Raw genomic sequence first — 18679 nt, forward strand, 5'->3', positions numbered from 1 at the left:
AGTTTGTGGTGGCGCAGCCTGCCGGTGGAAATGATCAAGGCAGGCTTCGAAGCGCCGGCACCTGAGCCCAGGTCCGGCGTGGGAGAGACGCGAAGGAACTCAGGGGATGTCGTGCGCGTGCCTCAGCTACGCGGGCGCAGACCGTGGAGTGCGGTCTCGACGATGCTGTCGGCGTAGCCGGGGGTGAGCTCTCCGCTGCGCTGGAGCCATCGGTTGAGCAGCGGTCCCCACAGCAGGTCGACCGCCACGTCGAGGTCGAGGTCCTCGGCCAGCTGCCCGGCCCGCTGCGCGCTGCGCAGGCGTTGTCTCTTCAGTTCTCTCATCGGGCCGTCCAGCCGTTCCGCGTAGAGAGCGGCGAGCGCCGGATCATGCGTGATCTCCGTGTTCAGGGCGCGCATCGCCTCGTCGTAGCGCGCATCGTTGAGTTCTTCGATCGTGGCCCGGAGTACCGCCTTCAGGTCCGCTTCCAGATCACCGGTGTCGGGCAGGCCAGCCCCTTCGCCGTCCGGTTGCTCGCTGAGCATGAGGAAGGCATCGAAGAGGACCGCCCCCTTGGAGGGCCACCAACGGTAGATCGTCTGCTTGCCGACGCCGGCTCGGGCCGCGATGCCCTCGATGCTCAGCTTGGCGTATCCCACCTCCTGCACCAGCTCGAACGCCGCGGCGAGGATGGCCCGGTGGGAGGCCTCGTTCCGGCGGGCCGAGCCGGAGAGGGCCTTGCGCTGTGTCGTCATGCCGTCAAACCTAACAAATAACTAGACGAGACGGTCCGTCTTGACGCGGCAACGGGAAGGCGCTACGGTCATGCTTCGAGACGAGACGGCTCGTCTCGAGTCGGTGAAACGCAACCCATTGGAGTTCCGTACATGCGCACCCCGGATACCGTCTCTTCCCGCACCTGGTTCATCACGGGAGCCAGCCGCGGCCTGGGCCGTGCTTTCGCTCTCGCCGCGCTGGAGCGCGGCGACCAGGTGGCCGCCGCCGCCCGCACCATCACCCGACAGGACTTCGATGACCAGTACGGAGATCGGCTCCTTGTCCTTCCCCTGGACGTGACCGACCGCGACGCGGTGTTCACCGCCGTGAACACCGCCGTCGAGCACTTCGGCCGGCTCGACATCGTGGTGAACAATGCCGGGACCATGTCCTCAGGCATGGTCGAGGAGTTCACCGAGGCCGAGGCGCGCGCCCAACTGGAGGTCAATCTCTTCGGGGCGATGTGGGTCTGCCAGGCCGCCCTGCCGCATCTGCGCGGCCAGGGATCCGGCCACATCGTGCAGGTGTCCAGCATCGCCGCTCTGGGCGGCTTCCCGAGCACCGGGATGTACAGCGCGAGCAAGTTCGCGCTGGAGGGCATGAGCGAGGCACTGGCGATGGAGGCCGCGCCGTTCGGCGTCAAGGTCAGCATCGTCCAGCCCGGCGGCTACTGGACCGACCTGTACACCAGCATGACGACGGCGTCGCCTTTGGAGGCGTACGGCCCGCTGCGCGCCGAGCTGGAGAAGCAGTGGGCCGAGGGCTCGATCGACAGTGAGCCGCGCCTGGCCGCCGAGGCGCTGCTGAAGCTGGTCGACAGCGAAGACCCGCCGCTGCGGCTGCTGCTCGGCAGCATGGTCTACGACCTGGCCTTCGACATCTCCCGGCGGCGGATGGAGACCTGGGCCGCCTGGGAGCAGGTCAGCCGCGCCGCCGAACACGCCGTCCCCGCCCCCGGAAGCACCGGTTGACCGGTGGACCCGAGCAGGTCCCGGGGGTGCTGCTGATGACGCGGTGGCACACGAGACCGAGGCTCGGCTGCGGCTTCTCCCATGACATGGGCCAGACTCCTGGGACCGAACGACACGATTGGAAGGCCATCGATATGCAGCATCACGTTGTTGACGATCGGGTCGCGCGCGGACGCGACGAAAGCCTGGGAGGGGAGCGGCCGATGTCGGACGCCGATGTGATCATCGTGGGCGCCGGCCCGACCGGCCTCATGCTGGCGAATGAGCTGCGCCTGGCCGGGGTGCGACCGCTGGTGCTGGAGCGGCAGCCGCAGCGCCGGGACACCCCCAAGGCCGGTGGCCTCGGCGGGCAGATCCTGGAGCTGCTGCGCTACCGGGGCTTGCTGGAACGCTTCGAAGCGGCCTGCACCGATCCTGTCCCGGCGCCCCGATTCCCGTTCGGCGGCGTGCATCTGGACTTCACCCAGTTGGCGGATCCTCCGATGCACGCCCTGCCGCTCCCGCAACAGCTGCTGGAGAGGCTGCTCGACGAACGCGCCGGCGAACTCGGTGTCGACATCCGACGCGGACACCAGGTTGTCGGGGTGAGCCAGGACGACGCCGCGGTGACTGTGGACGTGCGTGGCCCGGACGGGCCGTACCGGGTGAGCGCCCGGTACCTCGTGGGTTGCGACGGCGCACGCAGCCGGGTCCGTGACTGGGCCGGCATCGGCTTCCCCGGCACCACCTATCCGGAGGTCAACCGGCTGGCCCAGGTCACCCTGCCCGAAACGGTGACCATACTCGGCAACGGCGATCTCGATGTCCCCGGCTTCGGCACGATCCGCGCGGGTTTCACCCGGACGGATCATGGGCTCCTCGGAGTCGCCGCATCGCCCGCCTCCGCTGTCGTCTCCCTCTACACCGTCGAAGACGAGAGCACCGAATACGACGACGACACCCCGATGACCGTGACCGAACTCCAGGACAGCCTCCGCCGCGTGATCGGCGTGCGTCTGCCCTTGGGAGAGGCGGTTCGGCTCTCGCGGTTCACCTTCAAGGCTCGGCAGGCCGAGCGATACCGTGACGGGCGGATCATGCTGGCCGGTGATGCGGCGCATCTGTTCCCCGCCACGGGTGTGGCGATCAACGCCGGCATGCTCGACGCGGTGAACCTGGCCTGGAAGCTGGCCGCCGACATCCACGGCTGGGCCCCGCCCGGCCTGCTGGAGACCTACCACGGCGAACGCCACCTCGCGGGCGCCCGGACCATGCTGCACACCCGAGCCCAGGTGGCACTGCGGCGCGGGCACGACCCGGCCGCCGAAGCGCTGCGGGAGGTCTTCCAGGAACTACTCGCCGACGAGCAGCCGTTGCGCCGTATGGGAGCGCTGCTCGCCGGCACTGACATCCGCTACCCGATGCCAGGCTCCGACCACCAGGCGTTGGCCGGCGCCTTCGCCCCCGACCTCACCCTGCACACCGACCAGGGCGTGACCAGCGTCGCGGAACTCATGCACACCGCGAGGCCCATCCTCCTCGACCTGGCCGACCGCCCAGACGTCCGTCAGGTCGCACAAGAATGGCAGCATCGCGTCGACGTCCGCACCGCCAAAACCGATCAGCGGCCGGCCGACGCGCTGCTGATCCGCCCGGACGCCCACATCGCCTGGGCCGCGACCATCGACGAGCCCGCCGGCACCGCCGCGCCCGCCCTGCGAGAAGCACTCTCTCGCTGGTTCGGCACGCCCTGAACCGACGAGACCGCGACTCGACGACAGGCAGCCCGACCCGGCTCCTGTCGATCCGGGCCAGGCCTGGGCCTGCTGGTACGGCTGCGCGCGCTCAGCCGTACCAGCAGGTGGGGGTCAGCCGCCGGCGTACGCCCGGATGACCGTCTGGGTCAGGCCTGCGACCGTGGCGTCAGTCACCACCGCGCGGAGCGAGACGAACCTATGCGTGCGCGGGTTCGGCACCAGCTCACCCGTCGTCGGCCGACTCTCCAGACGGACGTGACTTCACCTCCACCTGCGGGGACCCGGGTTCCGCTCCGTCCCACATCGGCAGCCGTCTGCGCGCCCTGATCAGGTCAGGCTCTGGAGGTGGTGGCGTAGGACCCTGGTCATGGTCTCGGCGTCCATGCGATCGGGGTGCAGGACGGCATGCACGGTCAGTCCGTCGATCAGCGCGCAGAGCCGCTCGACCTCCACCGCCAGGTCGGTGCCCTCCCGTAGGCGGTCACTCCTGCGCGCGCCGTCCAGCACCTTGAAGACCAGGCGGCGCAGGCCGTCGTAGCTCTCCTGGGCGTGCGGGCGCAGCTCGGGACGGGTACGGGCGGCCGTCGCGAACGCCAGCCAGATCGTGGCCTCCTCGCGCCGCCGCTCGTCGAGGGGGAGCAGTTCGGCCAGCATCGACTCCACGAGGGGAAGGCGGTCGTCGGTGGTCTCCAGCTTCTCGACGTGCTCGAGAAGCCGCCGCACCACGCGCTCGTTCATCGCCTGCATCGCGAAGACCATCAACTCGCTGTGCCCGGCGAAGTAGTGCCTGACCGAGCCGATGGCCAGCCCCGCCTCCTCCGCGACGTTGCGCAGCGAGGCCTGTTCGAGCCCGTCGCGGCGCACGACACGGAAGACGGCCTCCGCGACCTGCTCGCGGCGGGCCTCAGGATCGACGACTTTCGGCACCTTTCTTTTATAGCACGTCCCTGCTAATTTATTTGGCATGACCGTGCTAAATGCTGCGCTGATCGTCGGGCTCGTCGGCTACGTCGTGGTCAGGCGCATGATCGGCGAGCCGCTGAACGCGCGTGACGTCTACCTTGCGCCTCTGGTCCTGATCGGCTTGGGGATCCACGCGTTGACCGGCGTGGCCCTCACGCCCGTTGACGTGCTCTGGCTCGTGATCAGTGGGCTGGTCGCGCTGGGGTTCGGCGCGATCCGCGCCTCGACGACCGGGCTGTTCGAACGCGAAGGGGTGCTGTGGCAGCGCTACACCTGGCGGACTCTGGTCGTCTGGGTCGTCTCCGCGGCGGCGAGCATCGGCGTCGGCCTGCTGGCCACCCGATACGGCCTGCACGAGCAGGCGAGGCCGATGTCGCTGTCCATCGGCGTCGGGCTGGCGGGGGAGGCGCTGGTGACGGCCGTCCGCGCCCGGGCGATCGGCGTGCCGTACGCGAACTAGAAACCACTCGGAAACGCAGACGCGCGCTGGACCTGCTCGGTGGGCGTTGAGTACGCCCTACTCATGCGGGGCGGCAGCGATGCCCTCACCGTGGGCGAGAGCACCCACAAGGGAGGGACCATGCGGTTACGACACCTTGCCGCACTCGTCGCGAGCCTGCTCATGCTCGCGCTGGTGCAGACACCGTCGTCGGAGGCGGCGGCCACCCGGCCCGTCGCGATCACCATCACCAAGGTCAGATGCGTCGACGACTGCCGAAACGAGGGCCTGGAGGCGGCAGGCGAGTCGGCGGCCGACTTCTTCGCCGAGGTCTGGATCGACGGCGTGGACCTGCCCAGGACACCACGGGCGCCCGACGACCAGGAGCTGGTGGAGCCATTCTGGCCCAAGGGTCACGACGTACCCGACACGCGCACACAGGTGCCGATCTCGGTCCAGATCTGGGACTGGGACACCACCTCAGGGCACGACAACGGCGACGCCAGCCCGCGCAACAACGACAACAACCTGGACATCACCGTCGATCTGGCCACCGGACGCTGGACCGGCGACGTCAACTGGCCGCAGTCCTGCGCGATCGGCGACGGCAACCAGGATGACGACGAGGACGAGCCGCGGGTGGAGATCTGCTTCGACGTCAGCACCGACACCACCTCGGGCGACGCCGACGGCGACGGGCTGCTGGACGGTTGGGAGCGCAACGGCTACAACGACAACGCCGACGCCACCATCGACGTGGATCTGCCGAGGATGGGCGCGGACCCGCGGCACAAGGACCTCTTCGTCGAGATGGACTGGGTGGGCAACCGCGTCCCCACCCGAGCCGCTGTCGCGGAGATCCGCGCGGCCTTCGCCGCCGCGCCGGAGAACGCGGGCGGGGTGGCGAATCCCGACGGCGATCGCGGTATCACTTTCCACCTGGACATGGGCGGCCTGCCGGACATCGACCTGCGTGAAGCCGGGATGCCCCAGGGCACCTGCAACGACGGCGTGGACAACGGGGGCGGCGACGCGATCGACGGCGCCGACGTAACCGACTGCTTCTACCGCAGCGGCAGTGTGGAGGACCCGCCCCCCGGCGACTGCGGTGACAACACCGACAACGACAACGACGGCAGGCCCGACGCCCTGGATCCCGACTGCCTGGTCGCCGACGACTTCGGCGCCCTGGCCAGGGGCAACCCGCTCACCGGTCAGGGAACCACCCAGGTTTGCGGGCTCAACCAGGCCTTCTTCGACATCAAGAACCAGTTCTTCGACCAGGCCAGGCGCTTCATCTTCCACTACGGGATCAGCGTGGCGGGCGCTGCCGGGTGCACCAAGGGCGGTCAGGGCAGGATCGGCGGCGGCATCTTCGTCGATCACAACAACAGCGGCCGCACCATCTTCCACGAGCTCGGGCACAATCTCGACCTGCATCACGGCGGCGTCGACGAGAACCGGTGCAAGCCCAACCACGTGAGCCTGATGAACTACGACCACCGTCCGGGCGTCCCCAGGCAGGGCGGCGGGGTCATCCTGGACTTCTCGCCGCCGCGCATCGCCCTGGACGGCTCCGACCGCGGCCGCGCTCCGCTCGCCCCGATCACGGAGAACATGCTCAACGAGAACACGATCGTCGACCCGCGCGACACGGAGAACCGCTTCATCTTCGTGGACGCCACCGGGGCCAAGGCGCCGCACGACCTGGACGCCAACCCTGACTGGAACGGCGACGGCGACGATCCGCCGTTCGAGAACCCGGTGATCGCCAACGTCGACACCGTGGGCGCCAACGGCAGGCCCCCCGCGTGCCGGAACACCAGCACGACCGACACGCTGCAGGGAGCGGATGACTGGAGCCGGATCAAGCTGCGCTTCAACCAGTCGGGCGGCGACGCGGATCTGGACCCGGAACCCCTGGAAGAGGAGATCGAGCAGCTGTGGGAGCAGCTGAACACCGCCGACCTCTCGGTGGCCGTCTCCGACTCACCCGACCCCGTGGCGGCGGGTACCGAGACGGTCTACACCGTGACCGTGCGCAACGCCGGTCCCGCCCCGGCTACCTCGGTACGGGCGCTGGTCTCCCTGCCCGTCGGCTTCAGGTACGTCGGCAGCAACGCTCGCTGCACCACCTCGGGCTGCTATCTGGGCGAGATCCCGGCGCACGGCGAGCGTCGCTTCACCGTGACCGCCGCGGTGGCGGAGGATCTGGTGCACCGCAACGGCGGGCCCAAGACCGTCACCACCTCGGTCGAGGTCGCCAACCTGGCCGGTCCCGACCCCTCTCAGGCCGGTAACAAGGCGCAGGAGGACACGCGCGTCGTCGCCGTGGCCGACCTGGCCATGACCGGCTTCACCGCCACCGCGCCCGACCAGTTGCTCGTGGGGCAGAGCGCTGAGGTGCCGCTGAAGGTGAAGGTGGCCAACAACGGGCCCTCCACACCGATGGACGCCGTCGTGAGCTTCACCGGCGGTGTCGCCGATCTGCCTGTCCTGGCGCTGGCCAAGGGCAGCCCTCGCGAGCTCGCGGCCACGGTCCGGTTCAGTTGCGACAAGCCCGGCAACCAGCTGGTCGCGCTCGCCGCGTCTGTCGCTCCGGCCTCCGCCGCGGACACCGATCCCGAACCGGGGAACAACGGCGGCGAGGCCTCGTTCACGGTCGACTGCGTGATCCCGGTGGCGATCAACATCAAACCGGGCTCGAACCCCAACTCGATCAACCCGAAGGAGGCGAACGTGCCCCTCGCGGTCCTGACCACCAAGGCCGGCGAGTACGGCCTGCCGATCGCCTTCGACGCGACCTCCATCCAGCCGCTGAGCGTGCGCTTCGGCCCACGCGAGGCGGCGTGGACGGGGCAGGCGACCGGTAGCGAGGTGCACCGGCGTGGACACGTCGAGGATTCACTGGAGCGCGGCAACCCCGAGACGGTGCGCGATGGGGATGCCGACATGGTGCTGCACTTCGGTTCCGGAGAGTCGGGCCTGACCCCGGGGCTCGCGGAAGCCTGCGTCAAGGGAACGGTCACCGGGGCGGGAGATGCGGTCTACCGCTTCTTCGGCTGCGATGCGACCCGCGTCCATTGACGTCTGAGCGCAGGGGCGGGTACGGCGCCGCCGTGCCCGCCCTCGTGAACGTTCGGCACCCTCCGTCGCCACCATCTGCCCCACGCCGCGGTCCCCGACGTGCTCGTCGACGACTACCTGAGGATCTCGGTCCTGCGGGACGAACCCGGGAAGATCATGACGAGGAACCGCTGGCGGGCGTCGCCGTCGTCCTTCATCGCGGCGTCGGCGCCGCGCATGTGCACGCGGACCCGGTAGCGGCCAGGGCCCTTCACCAGCGGGTTCGGGAGGTCGGCCGCGGCCTCGGCCCAATGGGTCAGCTCGCCCTCGGGGCTCGTGTAGCCGATCTCGACGACCTTCTCCCAGCCCTCGCGCTCGACGGGCGGGCGCGTGCCGTACCCCTCGACCGTGACGCAGACGTGCATCGCCTCGTCGGCGGTGAGGATGGCGAGCTCGCCCTTAACCGCGCCCACCAGGTCGTTGCCGAAAGCCTTGTCCAGCGCCGCTCCCTCTGGTGGTTCCTCGCCCTCGAAGGCGGTCACCGCGCCGTAGTCCGACCACATCGACGCCGCGCCCTGTACCGCCGGCCTGATCCGTGGCCGGTGCGGCGGGAGGCTCGCGCAGCGCTTCTTCGCGGTCGCGATGAACGCGTCGTTCTCCGCGTCCTGCCGCTCCTCCTCGGCCTGCTCGCGCGCGTCCACCTCGGGGCAGAGCAGCGTCAGCGCCTGCGTCGTCTCGATGCCGACGGTCACGCCGGTCTCGCCACGGAGGCGTTCCAGCTCCTTCGGGTCGGCGCGCACGCTCGCCCGGCACAGGCTCCTGCCGAAGGCGACCAGCTCGGCGTCGGGCAGCTCGCGGAACCTCCGCGGCAGGAGGCGACTGTTTCTCCGCGCCACGCAGACGAAGGCGGTCTCCCTGTCCGTACGGCCGGCAGGCCTGGTGCCCTGGCGGAGGTCCCAGGGGCGGCACTTCTCCTCGGCCGCCTCCGTCACCTTCCCCACGACACTGTCCCCCGTCTGCAGGCCCACAAGGAGGAGCACGGCGAGGACGGCACCCGCCGTACGGGCGATCCACCCTCGCGGGGTCGTGCGGCGCACCCTCACCGCGACGAGGATCAGCGCGAGCGTCAGCGCGTCGCCCGCCGTCCACATGATGGACATGGCGCCCCGGAAGAACGGGGCCCACGTCTGCCGGCACCCCTCGTTCCCCACCAGGTCCACCGCCGCGAACCCGAGCTCCAGAAGGGTGGGCCAGGTGACGCCCACCGCCGCCAGCCATCCGGCCGCGCGGCCCCACCGCGGCCTGCCCTTCCGCACCAGGAGCAGCCAGAAACCGAATCCGACGAGGGCGATCAGCGGTTCGGGCACCACGTACAGCGGCAGGAGGGCCATGCTGACATCACTGTGGAGCTCGAAGCCCGGGCACGTCCCCGCCATCGACATGGTGAGGAAGCCGGACCCCTCCATCGTGAGCGAGATCGCGTAGGGGAGCGCGGTCAGCGCCAATGCCAGCGCCCACAGCACGAGGGATGATCGCCGTAACATGGGCCGTCACCCTAGCGCGCGTGACCGACATCGCAGCGATCAGCGAGTCCGTGCCTGTCCGCCCACCCCGCGACGGCGGAGGCGATCACGAGGGGCTGGTCCACGGGCCGCGCAGGGCGGAGTGCCGGTGCCGGCTACTCACCCCGCAGCAATCAGAGATCGCGGAACGTCACCAGGTCATACGTCAGCACGGACGGCTGGTGACGCCGTCAGCCATGGCGCGCTCGACGGTGACATCGGTGATGAAGGACCTCATCGCCTCGGCGCACTCGGGCGCGTGGGTCTCCAGCAGGAGGTGGCCGGCGTCGTAGACGTGCATCTCGAGCCGGTCGAGCGCTCGCGCGTAGCCCATGATCTCCGACAGGTCGAAGAACGGGTCGTGGCGGCCCCAGAGCAGCAGGCACGGCGGCTGGCGGGTCCGGTGGTAGTCGGCCAGTTCACCGAAGCGGGCGACGTGGCCGGCGTAGTCGCGGAACAACTGGAACTGGGCTTCGACGTTGCCGGGCCGCGACATCCGCGCCCAGTCCAGGTGCCACGGCTCGGGCGGATGGAGGACGCGCACCCGCTCCGGCAGCCCGCCCAGGTACTGCTCGCGAGTGCCCTCGAAGTTCAGCCACTCGGGCAGCCGGGCACGGTTGGCTTCCGAAGGATCGGCCCAGAAGGCCCGTGCGCCGTCCCACTGGCTACCCAGGCCGTCCTCGTGGGCGTTGCCGTTCTGCACGATGAGCCCGAGGATGCGCTCGGGACGCCGGGTGGCGAGGTGGTAGCCGACCGGGGCGCCGAAGTCGTGCAGGTAGACGAAGAACTCGTCGACGCCGATCTGCTCGAGGAACGCCTCGACGGTGTCGGCCAGGTTGGCGAACGTGTACTCGTACTCGTCGACGCCGGGCGCGGCGGAGAACCCGAAGCCCGGCAGGTCCGGTGCGATGACCCGGCTCACCTCGGCCAGCGGGGAGAGCACGTGCCGGAAGGTGTGCGAGGAGCTCGGGAAGCCGTGCAGCAACAGTACGCAGGGCTTGTCCGCCGCCCCGGCCTCGCGGTAGAAGATCTCGAGTCCGTCCACGTCGAGGCTGTGGTGGCGTGGCTTGTCGGTCGCCTGCATCTTGACGGTCTCCTTCGGGTTGGTCTATCCCGCCGATTCCCACGGAGCCAAGGGTCAGAACATCCAGGTCGCCTCGTCCACGTACGCGTCCGGCAGCGCACCGCGGATCGTCATACGTGGATGGCGGCTTTCCTGCGATTGATGGCAGGCATCACGCTGGCCCTCCACCAGTCGATGAGGAAATATGCATCGAGAAACGGAGCGATGGATTCATGTCAAGAGAGAAAGGACTGATGTGAAGAGCGGCAAACGCCTCGGCGCCATTATGCTGGCGGCAGTCGGAAGCCTCGCTTTCCTCGCCGCCCCGGCCGAGGCCGCGAGAGGGAACGTGCTTTTCACCAACAGCGCCACGGGCCTGACCACGTTCATCGCCGACCCACCTCCGGGATGTCATCGGACCGGCGAGTTCGACACTGTGAGAAACTCCACGGACGTCGCCATCGTCGTCCATCAAGATGCGTACTGCCGAGTCGGATCCGTGGTCGTGCAACCTGGTACGACGCAGGTCCAGGTCGGTGCGCGCCTCAGTGTGGTCATTCCACGGTAGTCGGCCACGGCCGCGAATATCGCCCGCTTTTCCTCCACCTGTGCGCTGACCATCTGAACCCACTCGAAATCGTCAGTGCGGTGATCTCAGCGAAATAGCTCGGACGATGGGGGCCGGTTCGTCGGGATCGGTCGCATAACACGAAGGAGTAGGAGAGCAACATGCGTACACGGATCCTCAAGGCGATGGGCGGAACGTTGGCCGCCCTGGCACTGACCACCGCGCCGACGTACGCCAGCACCGTCGCGAGCGCTGACAGCGCGGCCGGCGTGAGGGCAGCCGCCTGCGGCTGGGACCCTGACGCCTTCGGCGCCTACTACAACCACTGCAACTCTAACTCCAACGTCGTCATCCGCGTCGAACGGCACCTGGGGCTGCCCGGATTCGACCGATGCGTCAAGCCGGGGCGTACCTATCTCGGCTCCACATCCGAGATCAGATACGCCTGGTACAAGGGCGTTCTCTGCTGAATGCCAGGCCTGTTGATCCCGTTCCGGGGACCCGGCGATGAGGCCACGGTGCTGCCCGTCGACCACCAAGCCGCCGCGTTCGTCGCACTGCAGATGATGACCGACTACGTCAACGAGCTGGCCGGCACCGGGATCGGCTGGCCCGCGGGCTTCAGCGGTTCCCGGCCCAGTCGCCTGACCGGCTTGATCAACAGCAGCGCCGCCACCACGCCGGCCGTCACCACGGCCGACCCCAGCATGAAGGCGCGCGGTTCGACCAACGTGGCGACCGGACCGGCCAGCGCCTGCCCGACTGCCATGCCCGCGACCGAGCCGGCCACCTGGTAGGCGTTGACCCGGTTCACCACGTCCGGCGCGACCTGCGTCTGCACGCTGGTCGACCACATCACCGACCAGAACGCCAACGCGCACCCCCCGAGCAGGTGCCCGGCCATCAGCAGCGGCAGTGGGAGCCCGAGGGAGACCGTCAGCGGCACCGCCACGTACCCGCTCAGCGCCACCGCCCCGGCCGCCAGCGGCCTGCGCGGCCTGAGCCTGATCGCCACCAGCCCGCCCAGCACGGTGCCGAGGCCGAGCGTCGCCATCACCCAGCCGTAGTCGGCCCCGATGACCTGCGACGACAGCGGCACGTACGGCCCGACCACCAGAACGCCCCAGAACACCCAGACCAGGATGACCGACCACATCCAGCTCCTGGCCTTGAACTCCTCCCAACCCCTGCGCAGGTCGCTCAGCACGTCGGACGGCTGCGGCCTGGGTACGGTGACCCGGACCAGCAGCAGGCACACCCCGCTGACCAGGAACGTCGCGGCGTCCACCGTGTAGACGACGACCGGCCCGGCGACGACGATGAGGACTCCAGCCAGTGCGGGACCCGTCAAGTGGGTGACCGCCTCGGCGATCTTCAGTGTCGCGTTGGCCCGCTGCGGATCCTTGACGACCAGGGAGACCATGCCGTTGACGCCCGGTTCGAACATCCCGGCGGCCGTCCCCGACAAGAACGCCATCACCAGCAACAGGGCGTACGGCGGAGCGCCATCCAGGAAGGCGACGGCCACGACCCCCTGGGTGACGACCCTGACCACGTCCGCGCCGATCATCAGGCGCCGGGCGCCGATCCGGTCGGCGACGACCCCGCCGAACACCATGACCAGCACAGCCGACGCGGTCCAGATGGCGAGCACGTAGCCGACGCCCGCGATCCCGTAGACTTTCCCGATCGCCAGCGCCGAGGCGACGGGCATCATCGCGTCACCGAGCAGCGAGATCGTGCGGGCCCCGAAGTAGAGGGTGAAGCTCCTCGTCCACATGAGCCCCAATTCTGGATTTTTCCTTATCAGAGCACCGGTGTCCCAAATGACATCATTAGGTACATTTGCGCCATGCCCCTGGATTGCCCGGAAACGCCCCCGGCGCCCCTCGACCCGCATCGCGTGGTCGCCTTGGTCGCCCGGAACCAGGAGCTCTACCCGGTCACCTCCGCCTCAGCCGTCTTCGGCTACCACGGCCCAGACATCCCCCAGCACTACAGCTTCAGCCTGTGCGCCGAACACCCCGGCTCCCTCCCCACCACTCTCGGCGTCCCCATCCAGGTGGACAGCGGCCTCGAAGCCCTCGACGACGCCGACACCGTGGTCATCGCGGGCTGGACCCTCATCCCCTCGCCCGCCGTACTCCGCGCGGTGTCCCAAGCCCATGCCCGAGGCGCCCGCATCGTCGCCGTCTGCGCCGGAATCTTCATCCCCGCCGCCCTGGGCCTTCTGGACGGCCGCCGCGCCTCCGTCCATTGGGAACTCTCCGGCGAACTCGCCGCCCGCCACCCCCGCGTCATCCCCGACGACACCGTCATCTACGTCGATCACGGCGACGTCGCCACCGCCGGAGCCTCGGCCGCCACCCTCGACCTCTGCCTTCACCAGGTCCTCCAGGAGTACGGCGCGGCCCATGCCATGCGCATCGGCCGCCAGCTCGCCGCCGGTCCGCACCGTGAGGGCTGCCAGCGCCAGTACCCTTCCCTCCCCACCACCGGCCCCATGCCGGACTCCCTGGCCCCCCTGCTCGAATGGCTCCTCTCGCGTCTGCACGACCAGATCACCGTCGAGGACATGGCCGCCTTCTCGGGCGTCTCCCCTCGCACCCTCACGCGCCAGTTCGCCGAGCAGCTCGGCGTCCCACCCGCCCGCTGGCTGCTGGAGCGTCGCCTGGCCGCCACCCGGGCCCTGCTGGAGGACACCGACCTGCCCGTCGAGACCATCGCCACCCGCGTAGGCCTCTCCTCGGCGGTCAACCTCCGGCGCCGCTTCCACACCGCTCTGCGCACCACCCCGGCCGCCTACCGCCGCTCCTTCCGCTGAGGAGCCGCCGTCTCCACCAGTAAGCGCAGCGGGGTCCAGCGGTCGGCCTGAGGGCCGTCGAACAGCTCGACGGGGAAGCCGGTCGGTGTGTTGTTCGCGGTCATGCCGGCATGCCGCTCGGATTGTCGGCGAGCACGCAGGCGACGGGCGGGTCGAGATCGAGGGTCTCGACCCGAAGATGGGTGAAGCCGGCCTGGGTGAGCATGTCCTGGAGCTCTTGGGCGGCTCGGGCCGTGGTGTCCCGGTCGGCGCCGGGGGAGCGGGGCTGGCTGACGAGCGCGATGCGTCCCGCGGGGCGGAGCAGGCGGCGCAGCTCGCGAAGCCGCTCCACCGGGTCGGGCCAGAACCCCACGGAGTTGACGGCGAGGATGGCGTCGAGCGGATCGCCGAAGCTCGGCAACCGCTCCACGGAGGCGTGCGTGAGGTGCACGCGGTGGGCGCGGACGGCGGCGGCGTTGCGACGGGCGGCCTGCCGGACCATGGCCCGCGAGTGGTCGATGCCGAAGACGTGGCCCCGGGTGGCGCGGCCGGCGAACTCGGCGACGGCGACGCCAGGACCGAAGCCGATCTCGAGCACCCGGTCGGTGGGCTGCACGTCCAGCAACGACACCGCCCAGATGTTGCGCTGCCGGTTGGAGGGGCGATGGGCGAACATCCAGCCGATCGCCCACCCGACGATGCCACGGGGGTGGTGCGCCTGGCGCACCAATCCTCTGAGCGCGCGTTGCCTGAGAGATGTACCTGCTGTCTGCATGATCGCAGTCAACGACTTCAAGTACGCTTGAAGTCAAATGGCTGAGCAGTTGACGATCGGTGAGCTGGCGCGCCGCACCGGTGTCGCCACCTCCGCTCTGCGCTACTGGGAGGACCTCGGCCTGCTCCCGGCACCGGCTCGGGTCTCAGGCCAACGACGTTATCCGCCATCGGCGGTCAGGCTGGTCGGTGTGGTCATGTTGCTGCGCGATGTCGGTTTCACGTTGCGGGAGGTCAAAGCGTTCATCGCGGCTCGTTCGCCGGCCGGTGACGGCTGGCGGGAGCTGTACCAACGCAAGCTCACCGAGCTGGATCAACGGATCGCCCAGGCTCAGGTGGCACGTACTGTCATCGCCCATGGCCTGGCCTGCCCGCACAGGGACATCTTCGAGTGCTCCAACTTCGCCGGCGGGGTCGCGGCGCTCCTGGCGGGATCCTCTCTCGAAGAGGCTCACGAAGAGATTCATTCGCACTGACCCTGCCGTCGAGAGAGGCGGCCTCACCGTCGGCGCGAGATCGTCACGGACGACGGCTCGGGACCAGCTCTCCGCGAACGCCGTGTGTGCAGCAATGCAGCGGATCCACTTGATGAGCACATACTGCGTATGCATACTTAGTATCCATGTCGATCAGGCAGGGACTGCTCGCCCTGCTCAGCAGGGGGCCTCGGCATGGCTACCAACTGCGGGTGGAGTTCGAGGCGTCGACGGGGGCGACCTGGCCGCTCAACATCGGCCAGGTCTACACGACGCTGTCCCGCATGGAGCGCGACGGCCTGGTCGAGCCGGGCGAGTCGGACGAGCAGGGCCGGGTCGTCTACACGATCACCGCGGCCGGCCGGGAGGAGCTGGCGCGGTGGTTCAGCACCCCCGTCGTCCAGTCCGACCGGCCGCGGGACGAGCTGGTCATCAAGCTGGCCATGGCCGTCGCCGCCAAGAAGGTGGACGTCTCCGAGGTCATCCGCAAGCAGCGGACCGCGACCATGCGAGCCCTCCAGGAGCTGACCAGGGCCAAGCGAGCTGCCACAGAAGGTGCGGTCCAGCGGCTCGTGCTCGATTCCATGATCTTCCAGGCCGAGGCCGAGCAACGGTGGCTGGATCACTGCGAGGCCGTTCTCAAGGAGGAAAGATGACGGTCGTACGGCTGGCCGAGGTGGCCAGAACCCACGGCGAAGGGGCGACAGCCGTCCACGCCCTGGAAGGTGTGAATCTCGAGGTCGACGAGGGAGAGCTGGTGGCGGTCATGGGCCCGTCCGGCTCCGGCAAGTCGACCCTGCTCAACCTCGCGGGCGGGCTAATATTGCGCGCTCGCTGTGACGCGGGCACGGCGGTCCTGCTCGTCACCCATGAGCCGCGCTACGCCGCCTGGGCCGATCGTGTGGTGTTCCTCCGCGACGGGATGATCACGGATTCCACGAGCGTGTCGCTGGTGAGCGCCCGATGAGCGCTGTTCTCGCCGCGCTGCGCATCGCCCGCCGGAGCGCGTGGCGCTCCCGGGGACGGAGCGCGCTCATCATGGTGATGATCGGCTTGCCCGTCTTGGCGATCACGGCGATTCTCACCCTCATCGCGACCACGAGCGTCACCGGGCCGGAGGGACTGGTGGCCGAGCTCGGCGCGGCCGACGCCCGTCTCACGCAGATACCCGAGGGTAGGGTGATCCACCAGGAGCCGAACGGGGCGATCTCGGGCCCGGGTGACGACGGAGCGGCCTTATCCAGACCCAGCGCCGCCGAGGTAGCCGCACTGCTCGGACCGGGCACCCGGTTGATCCCCTTCAGCACCGGCGTGCTCCGGCTGGGGACCGAGCGGGTCGACGCGCTGGAGGGCGACCTGCGGGATCCGCTGACCAGGGGGATGCTGACGCTGAGCGAGGGCAGGTTTCCCTCCGCCAGGGAGGTGGCGGTGACACCGGCGCTCGGCCTGCGGCCAGGCGATCTCCTGCGGCCGTCCGGTGCGGCGCCGCTGACGGTGGCAGGCGTGGTCGAGCACCCGCACCGGCCGTCGCTGCGACAGGTCGTGGGGCCTGATCTGCCGTTGGCGCCGTTGGATGGATGGGGGTCTCCTGGCGAGTACGGCATCGGCTGGCTCGCCGACACCCCCAAGCCGGTGACCTGGGCCGAGGTGCCCGCGCTGAACAGGGCCGGTCTGTTCGTCACCTCGCGCGCCATGGTCGCCGACCCGCTGCGCACTCCGGTTCGTGCCTCAGCCTTCGATGTCCAGAGCATGGTCGGGATCGGCGCCATGGTGATCATGGTGGTGCTGGTGACCGTGCTGCTGGCTGGGCCGGCCTTCGCGGTCGGGCTCAGGAGACGGCGCAGGGAACTGGCGGAGATCGCGGCGCAGGGCGGTTCGGCCGGGCACCTGCGGACGATCGTGCTGGCCGACGGGCTGGTCCTCGGCGGTGCGGCCGCCCTCGTGGCGACGGTGCTGGGCATCGGGGCCGGGATACTGGGCGCCCAGGTCGCGGCGCGCTGGGGAGTGGGAGCCGGCGCGCGTTGGGGTCCGACGGTCGGCCCGCCGGACGTACCGTGGTCGCCGGTACTGAGCGTCGCCGCGCTGGGCCTGCTCACCGGGCTCGTGGCGGCGCTGGTGCCTGCCGTACGAGCGGCTCGGCAGGACACGGCGACCGTGCTGGCCGGTCGCGCGCCCGCGGTAGCCGATCGGCCGGGATGGCCCCTGGCGGGGGCTGTACTGGTGCTGGCCGGACTGGGGGCGACCGTGGTGGCGCGGCGTCAGCCCGGCTCGGTGTGGGTGCTCGCCTCCGCGGTGCTGGTCTTGCTCGGGCTGGTGGTGTTGACGCCATGGCTGGTCGGCTACACGGGACGGCTGGCCGCGCGGTTGCGGCTCCCGCTGCGGGTGTCCGTCCGCGACGCGGTCCGCCACCGATCCCGGACGGCGAGCGCCGTGGCGGCTGTCATGGCGGTCACGGCCACGGTCACGGCGATGGGCATCGGCACCTACAGCCAATACGTGGACCGGCGCGACGCCTATACCTCGGCGCGCCCGACCGGCACGCTGGCGATCTGGGGCGGTACCATGGCCGACGCGACCTGGGACAAGCTGCGCGCCGCAACGGCCTCCCAGTTGCCGGGCGTGCCGCTGGCCGCCGGCTATCAGGCGAAGGACTCCCAGGGCCGCCGCTACGCGTTGCGGTACACGGTGCGATGGAACGGGACACGGACGCGTCGCACGGTGGCCATCGGAGACCAGGCCCTGCTCAGGCTCCTGCAAGGCCGCCACGACCCGCAGGCAGCCGCGGCGCTGGCGAGCGGCAAGGCCGTGGTGTTCGACGCGGCCGCGCTGCGGGACGGCAAGCTCGCGCTGCGGGCGAGCTCCACGTCCGGCCCTGCGCGCAAGCTCGATGTGCCCGCGGTGCTGGCCACACCCGCCGACAAGCACCAGGGCGGCGCCCTGCTGCCGCGCACCCTGGTCGAGCAGGCTGGTTTCTCGACGGCCGAGCGCCAGCTCTACGCCATGCACCGGCTGTCAGCCGACTCGACACTGTGGCGCGATCTCACCAAGGTGACCCCCCGCGTCACGATCGCCACCGAGGAGGGCTACCGCAACGTGCCCGACCCCGACTTGTGGGGCTGGCTGGGCGGCGCTCTCGTCCTCGTCGTCGGCGGCACGCTGGCCGCCACCCGCCTGGCAGCCGCCGACATGCGTCCTGAGCGGGCGACGATGACGGCCATCGGCGCCCCGCCCGGGACGGTGCGGATGATCGTGGCCGGCCAGGCCCTCTACATCTCCGGGCTCGGCGCGCTGGTGGGGCTGGTCGCCGGCACGGTGGCGGGCGTGGCGCTGAGCCGGCCGATGACGACGCACGGCGCCGGAGATCTCGCCACGATCGCCATACCGTGGCCCTTCCTGATCGCCGTGGTGGTGGGGCTGCCCGTTCTGGCGACTGCGGCGGCGCTGATCACCCGGACCAGGCTGCCCCTCGCCCGCCGGCTCCTGTGACAGGCGAAAGCGCCTT

General features: G+C 69.9%; 17 protein-coding genes. 10 read left to right on the top strand and 7 right to left on the bottom strand.

Translation table 11 applies throughout. The features are described 5' to 3' along the window. Window positions 1-122: 122 nt before the first annotated feature. Window positions 123-734, bottom strand: coding sequence for a TetR/AcrR family transcriptional regulator (locus FHR33_RS02805; protein WP_183643055.1), 612 nt, complete (start codon window positions 732-734; stop codon window positions 123-125). A gap of 132 nt (window positions 735-866) precedes the next feature. Here FHR33_RS02805 and FHR33_RS02810 point away from each other — a divergent pair, with 132 nt between their 5' ends. Beyond that, window positions 867-1727 carry an SDR family oxidoreductase gene (locus FHR33_RS02810; RefSeq protein WP_183643057.1) on the top strand — a complete coding sequence of 287 codons (861 nt, stop codon included), beginning with the start codon at window positions 867-869 and terminating at the stop codon, window positions 1725-1727. A gap of 35 nt (window positions 1728-1762) precedes the next feature. Then, window positions 1763-3460, top strand: a complete 1698-nt coding sequence (locus FHR33_RS02815; protein ID WP_246452426.1) for an FAD-dependent monooxygenase — start codon at window positions 1763-1765, stop codon at window positions 3458-3460. Between the two features lie 330 nt (window positions 3461-3790). Here FHR33_RS02815 and FHR33_RS52390 read toward each other — a convergent pair whose 3' ends face one another. After that, window positions 3791-4390, bottom strand: a complete 600-nt coding sequence (locus tag FHR33_RS52390; RefSeq protein ID WP_183643060.1) for a TetR/AcrR family transcriptional regulator — start codon at window positions 4388-4390, stop codon at window positions 3791-3793. A 37-nt stretch (window positions 4391-4427) separates the two neighbouring features. On the opposite strand from FHR33_RS52390, the gene FHR33_RS02825 reads away from it, so the two are divergent. Beyond that, on the top strand, window positions 4428-4886 hold the full coding sequence (locus FHR33_RS02825) for a DUF1453 domain-containing protein (RefSeq protein ID WP_183643063.1): 459 nt from the start codon (window positions 4428-4430) through the stop codon (window positions 4884-4886). Window positions 4887-5006: 120 nt separating this feature from the next. Continuing rightward, complete coding sequence (locus tag FHR33_RS02830) at window positions 5007-7952, top strand: DUF11 domain-containing protein (RefSeq protein WP_183643066.1); 2946 nt, start codon at window positions 5007-5009, stop codon at window positions 7950-7952. A gap of 113 nt (window positions 7953-8065) precedes the next feature. Here FHR33_RS02830 and FHR33_RS02835 read toward each other — a convergent pair whose 3' ends face one another. Together FHR33_RS02835 and FHR33_RS02840 are read right to left on the bottom strand one after the other, a co-directional pair. Next, window positions 8066-9475 carry a hypothetical protein gene (locus FHR33_RS02835; protein ID WP_183643069.1) on the bottom strand — a complete coding sequence of 470 codons (1410 nt, stop codon included), beginning with the start codon at window positions 9473-9475 and terminating at the stop codon, window positions 8066-8068. Between the two features lie 184 nt (window positions 9476-9659). Continuing rightward, entirely contained in the window at window positions 9660-10577 is a 918-nt protein-coding gene (locus FHR33_RS02840; RefSeq protein ID WP_183643072.1) for an alpha/beta fold hydrolase, read from the bottom strand. Between the two features lie 708 nt (window positions 10578-11285). Here FHR33_RS02840 and FHR33_RS02845 point away from each other — a divergent pair. After that, a complete protein-coding gene (locus FHR33_RS02845) occupies window positions 11286-11594 on the top strand; it encodes a DUF6355 family natural product biosynthesis protein (protein ID WP_183643075.1) in 309 nt (102 codons plus the stop codon). A gap of 104 nt (window positions 11595-11698) precedes the next feature. On the opposite strand, the gene FHR33_RS02850 is transcribed toward FHR33_RS02845, so the two are convergent. Beyond that, window positions 11699-12904, bottom strand: coding sequence for an MFS transporter (locus FHR33_RS02850; RefSeq protein WP_183643078.1), 1206 nt, complete (start codon window positions 12902-12904; stop codon window positions 11699-11701). Between the two features lie 123 nt (window positions 12905-13027). Here FHR33_RS02850 and FHR33_RS02855 point away from each other — a divergent pair, with 123 nt between their 5' ends. Next, on the top strand, window positions 13028-13948 hold the full coding sequence (locus tag FHR33_RS02855) for a GlxA family transcriptional regulator (protein WP_312895334.1): 921 nt from the start codon (window positions 13028-13030) through the stop codon (window positions 13946-13948). On the opposite strand, the gene FHR33_RS51525 is transcribed toward FHR33_RS02855, so the two are convergent. After that, complete coding sequence (locus FHR33_RS51525; RefSeq protein WP_281388136.1) at window positions 13927-14052, bottom strand: hypothetical protein; 126 nt, start codon at window positions 14050-14052, stop codon at window positions 13927-13929. The genes FHR33_RS02855 and FHR33_RS51525 overlap by 22 nt on opposite strands. Next, window positions 14049-14654, bottom strand: a complete 606-nt coding sequence (locus FHR33_RS02860; RefSeq protein ID WP_221240896.1) for a class I SAM-dependent methyltransferase — start codon at window positions 14652-14654, stop codon at window positions 14049-14051. Before FHR33_RS02860 ends, FHR33_RS51525 begins: the two co-directional genes overlap by 4 nt. 85 nt (window positions 14655-14739) lie before the next feature. Here FHR33_RS02860 and FHR33_RS02865 point away from each other — a divergent pair, with 85 nt between their 5' ends. The 4 genes from FHR33_RS02865 to FHR33_RS02880 all read left to right on the top strand — a co-directional run bounded on the left by FHR33_RS02865 (window position 14740) and on the right by FHR33_RS02880 (window position 18663). Next, window positions 14740-15177 carry a MerR family transcriptional regulator gene (locus FHR33_RS02865; protein ID WP_183643087.1) on the top strand — a complete coding sequence of 146 codons (438 nt, stop codon included), beginning with the start codon at window positions 14740-14742 and terminating at the stop codon, window positions 15175-15177. A 146-nt stretch (window positions 15178-15323) separates the two neighbouring features. Then, window positions 15324-15833: a PadR family transcriptional regulator gene (locus FHR33_RS02870; RefSeq protein WP_183643090.1), complete on the top strand. Its 510-nt coding sequence runs from the start codon at window positions 15324-15326 to the stop codon at window positions 15831-15833. Continuing rightward, window positions 15830-16144: an ATP-binding cassette domain-containing protein gene (locus FHR33_RS02875; protein WP_183643094.1), complete on the top strand. Its 315-nt coding sequence runs from the start codon at window positions 15830-15832 to the stop codon at window positions 16142-16144. The genes FHR33_RS02870 and FHR33_RS02875 overlap by 4 nt, the downstream gene beginning before the upstream one ends. Continuing rightward, complete coding sequence (locus FHR33_RS02880; protein WP_183643097.1) at window positions 16141-18663, top strand: ABC transporter permease; 2523 nt, start codon at window positions 16141-16143, stop codon at window positions 18661-18663. The genes FHR33_RS02875 and FHR33_RS02880 overlap by 4 nt, the downstream gene beginning before the upstream one ends. Window positions 18664-18679 lie beyond the last annotated feature (16 nt).

The sequence above is a fragment of the Nonomuraea dietziae genome, from assembly GCF_014195505.1.
Classification (GTDB): domain Bacteria; phylum Actinomycetota; class Actinomycetes; order Streptosporangiales; family Streptosporangiaceae; genus Nonomuraea; species Nonomuraea roseola.

Excerpts from the sequence above, each read along its gene's own strand:
- FHR33_RS02805 (WP_183643055.1), bottom strand. The coding sequence starts at position 734 with ATGACGACACAGCGCAAGGCCCTCTCCGGCTCGGCCCGCCGGAACGAG.
- FHR33_RS02810 (WP_183643057.1), top strand. The coding sequence starts at position 867 with ATGCGCACCCCGGATACCGTCTCTTCCCGCACCTGGTTCATCACGGGA.
- FHR33_RS02815 (WP_246452426.1), top strand. The coding sequence starts at position 1,763 with ATGACGCGGTGGCACACGAGACCGAGGCTCGGCTGCGGCTTCTCCCAT.
- FHR33_RS02825 (WP_183643063.1), top strand. The coding sequence starts at position 4,428 with ATGACCGTGCTAAATGCTGCGCTGATCGTCGGGCTCGTCGGCTACGTC.
- FHR33_RS02830 (WP_183643066.1), top strand. The coding sequence starts at position 5,007 with ATGCGGTTACGACACCTTGCCGCACTCGTCGCGAGCCTGCTCATGCTC.
- FHR33_RS02835 (WP_183643069.1), bottom strand. The coding sequence starts at position 9,475 with ATGTTACGGCGATCATCCCTCGTGCTGTGGGCGCTGGCATTGGCGCTG.
- FHR33_RS02840 (WP_183643072.1), bottom strand. The coding sequence starts at position 10,577 with ATGCAGGCGACCGACAAGCCACGCCACCACAGCCTCGACGTGGACGGA.
- FHR33_RS02845 (WP_183643075.1), top strand. The coding sequence starts at position 11,286 with ATGCGTACACGGATCCTCAAGGCGATGGGCGGAACGTTGGCCGCCCTG.
- FHR33_RS02850 (WP_183643078.1), bottom strand. The coding sequence starts at position 12,904 with ATGTGGACGAGGAGCTTCACCCTCTACTTCGGGGCCCGCACGATCTCG.
- FHR33_RS51525 (WP_281388136.1), bottom strand. The coding sequence starts at position 14,052 with ATGACCGCGAACAACACACCGACCGGCTTCCCCGTCGAGCTGTTCGAC.
- FHR33_RS02865 (WP_183643087.1), top strand. The coding sequence starts at position 14,740 with ATGGCTGAGCAGTTGACGATCGGTGAGCTGGCGCGCCGCACCGGTGTC.
- FHR33_RS02870 (WP_183643090.1), top strand. The coding sequence starts at position 15,324 with ATGTCGATCAGGCAGGGACTGCTCGCCCTGCTCAGCAGGGGGCCTCGG.
- FHR33_RS02875 (WP_183643094.1), top strand. The coding sequence starts at position 15,830 with ATGACGGTCGTACGGCTGGCCGAGGTGGCCAGAACCCACGGCGAAGGG.
- FHR33_RS02880 (WP_183643097.1), top strand. The coding sequence starts at position 16,141 with ATGAGCGCTGTTCTCGCCGCGCTGCGCATCGCCCGCCGGAGCGCGTGG.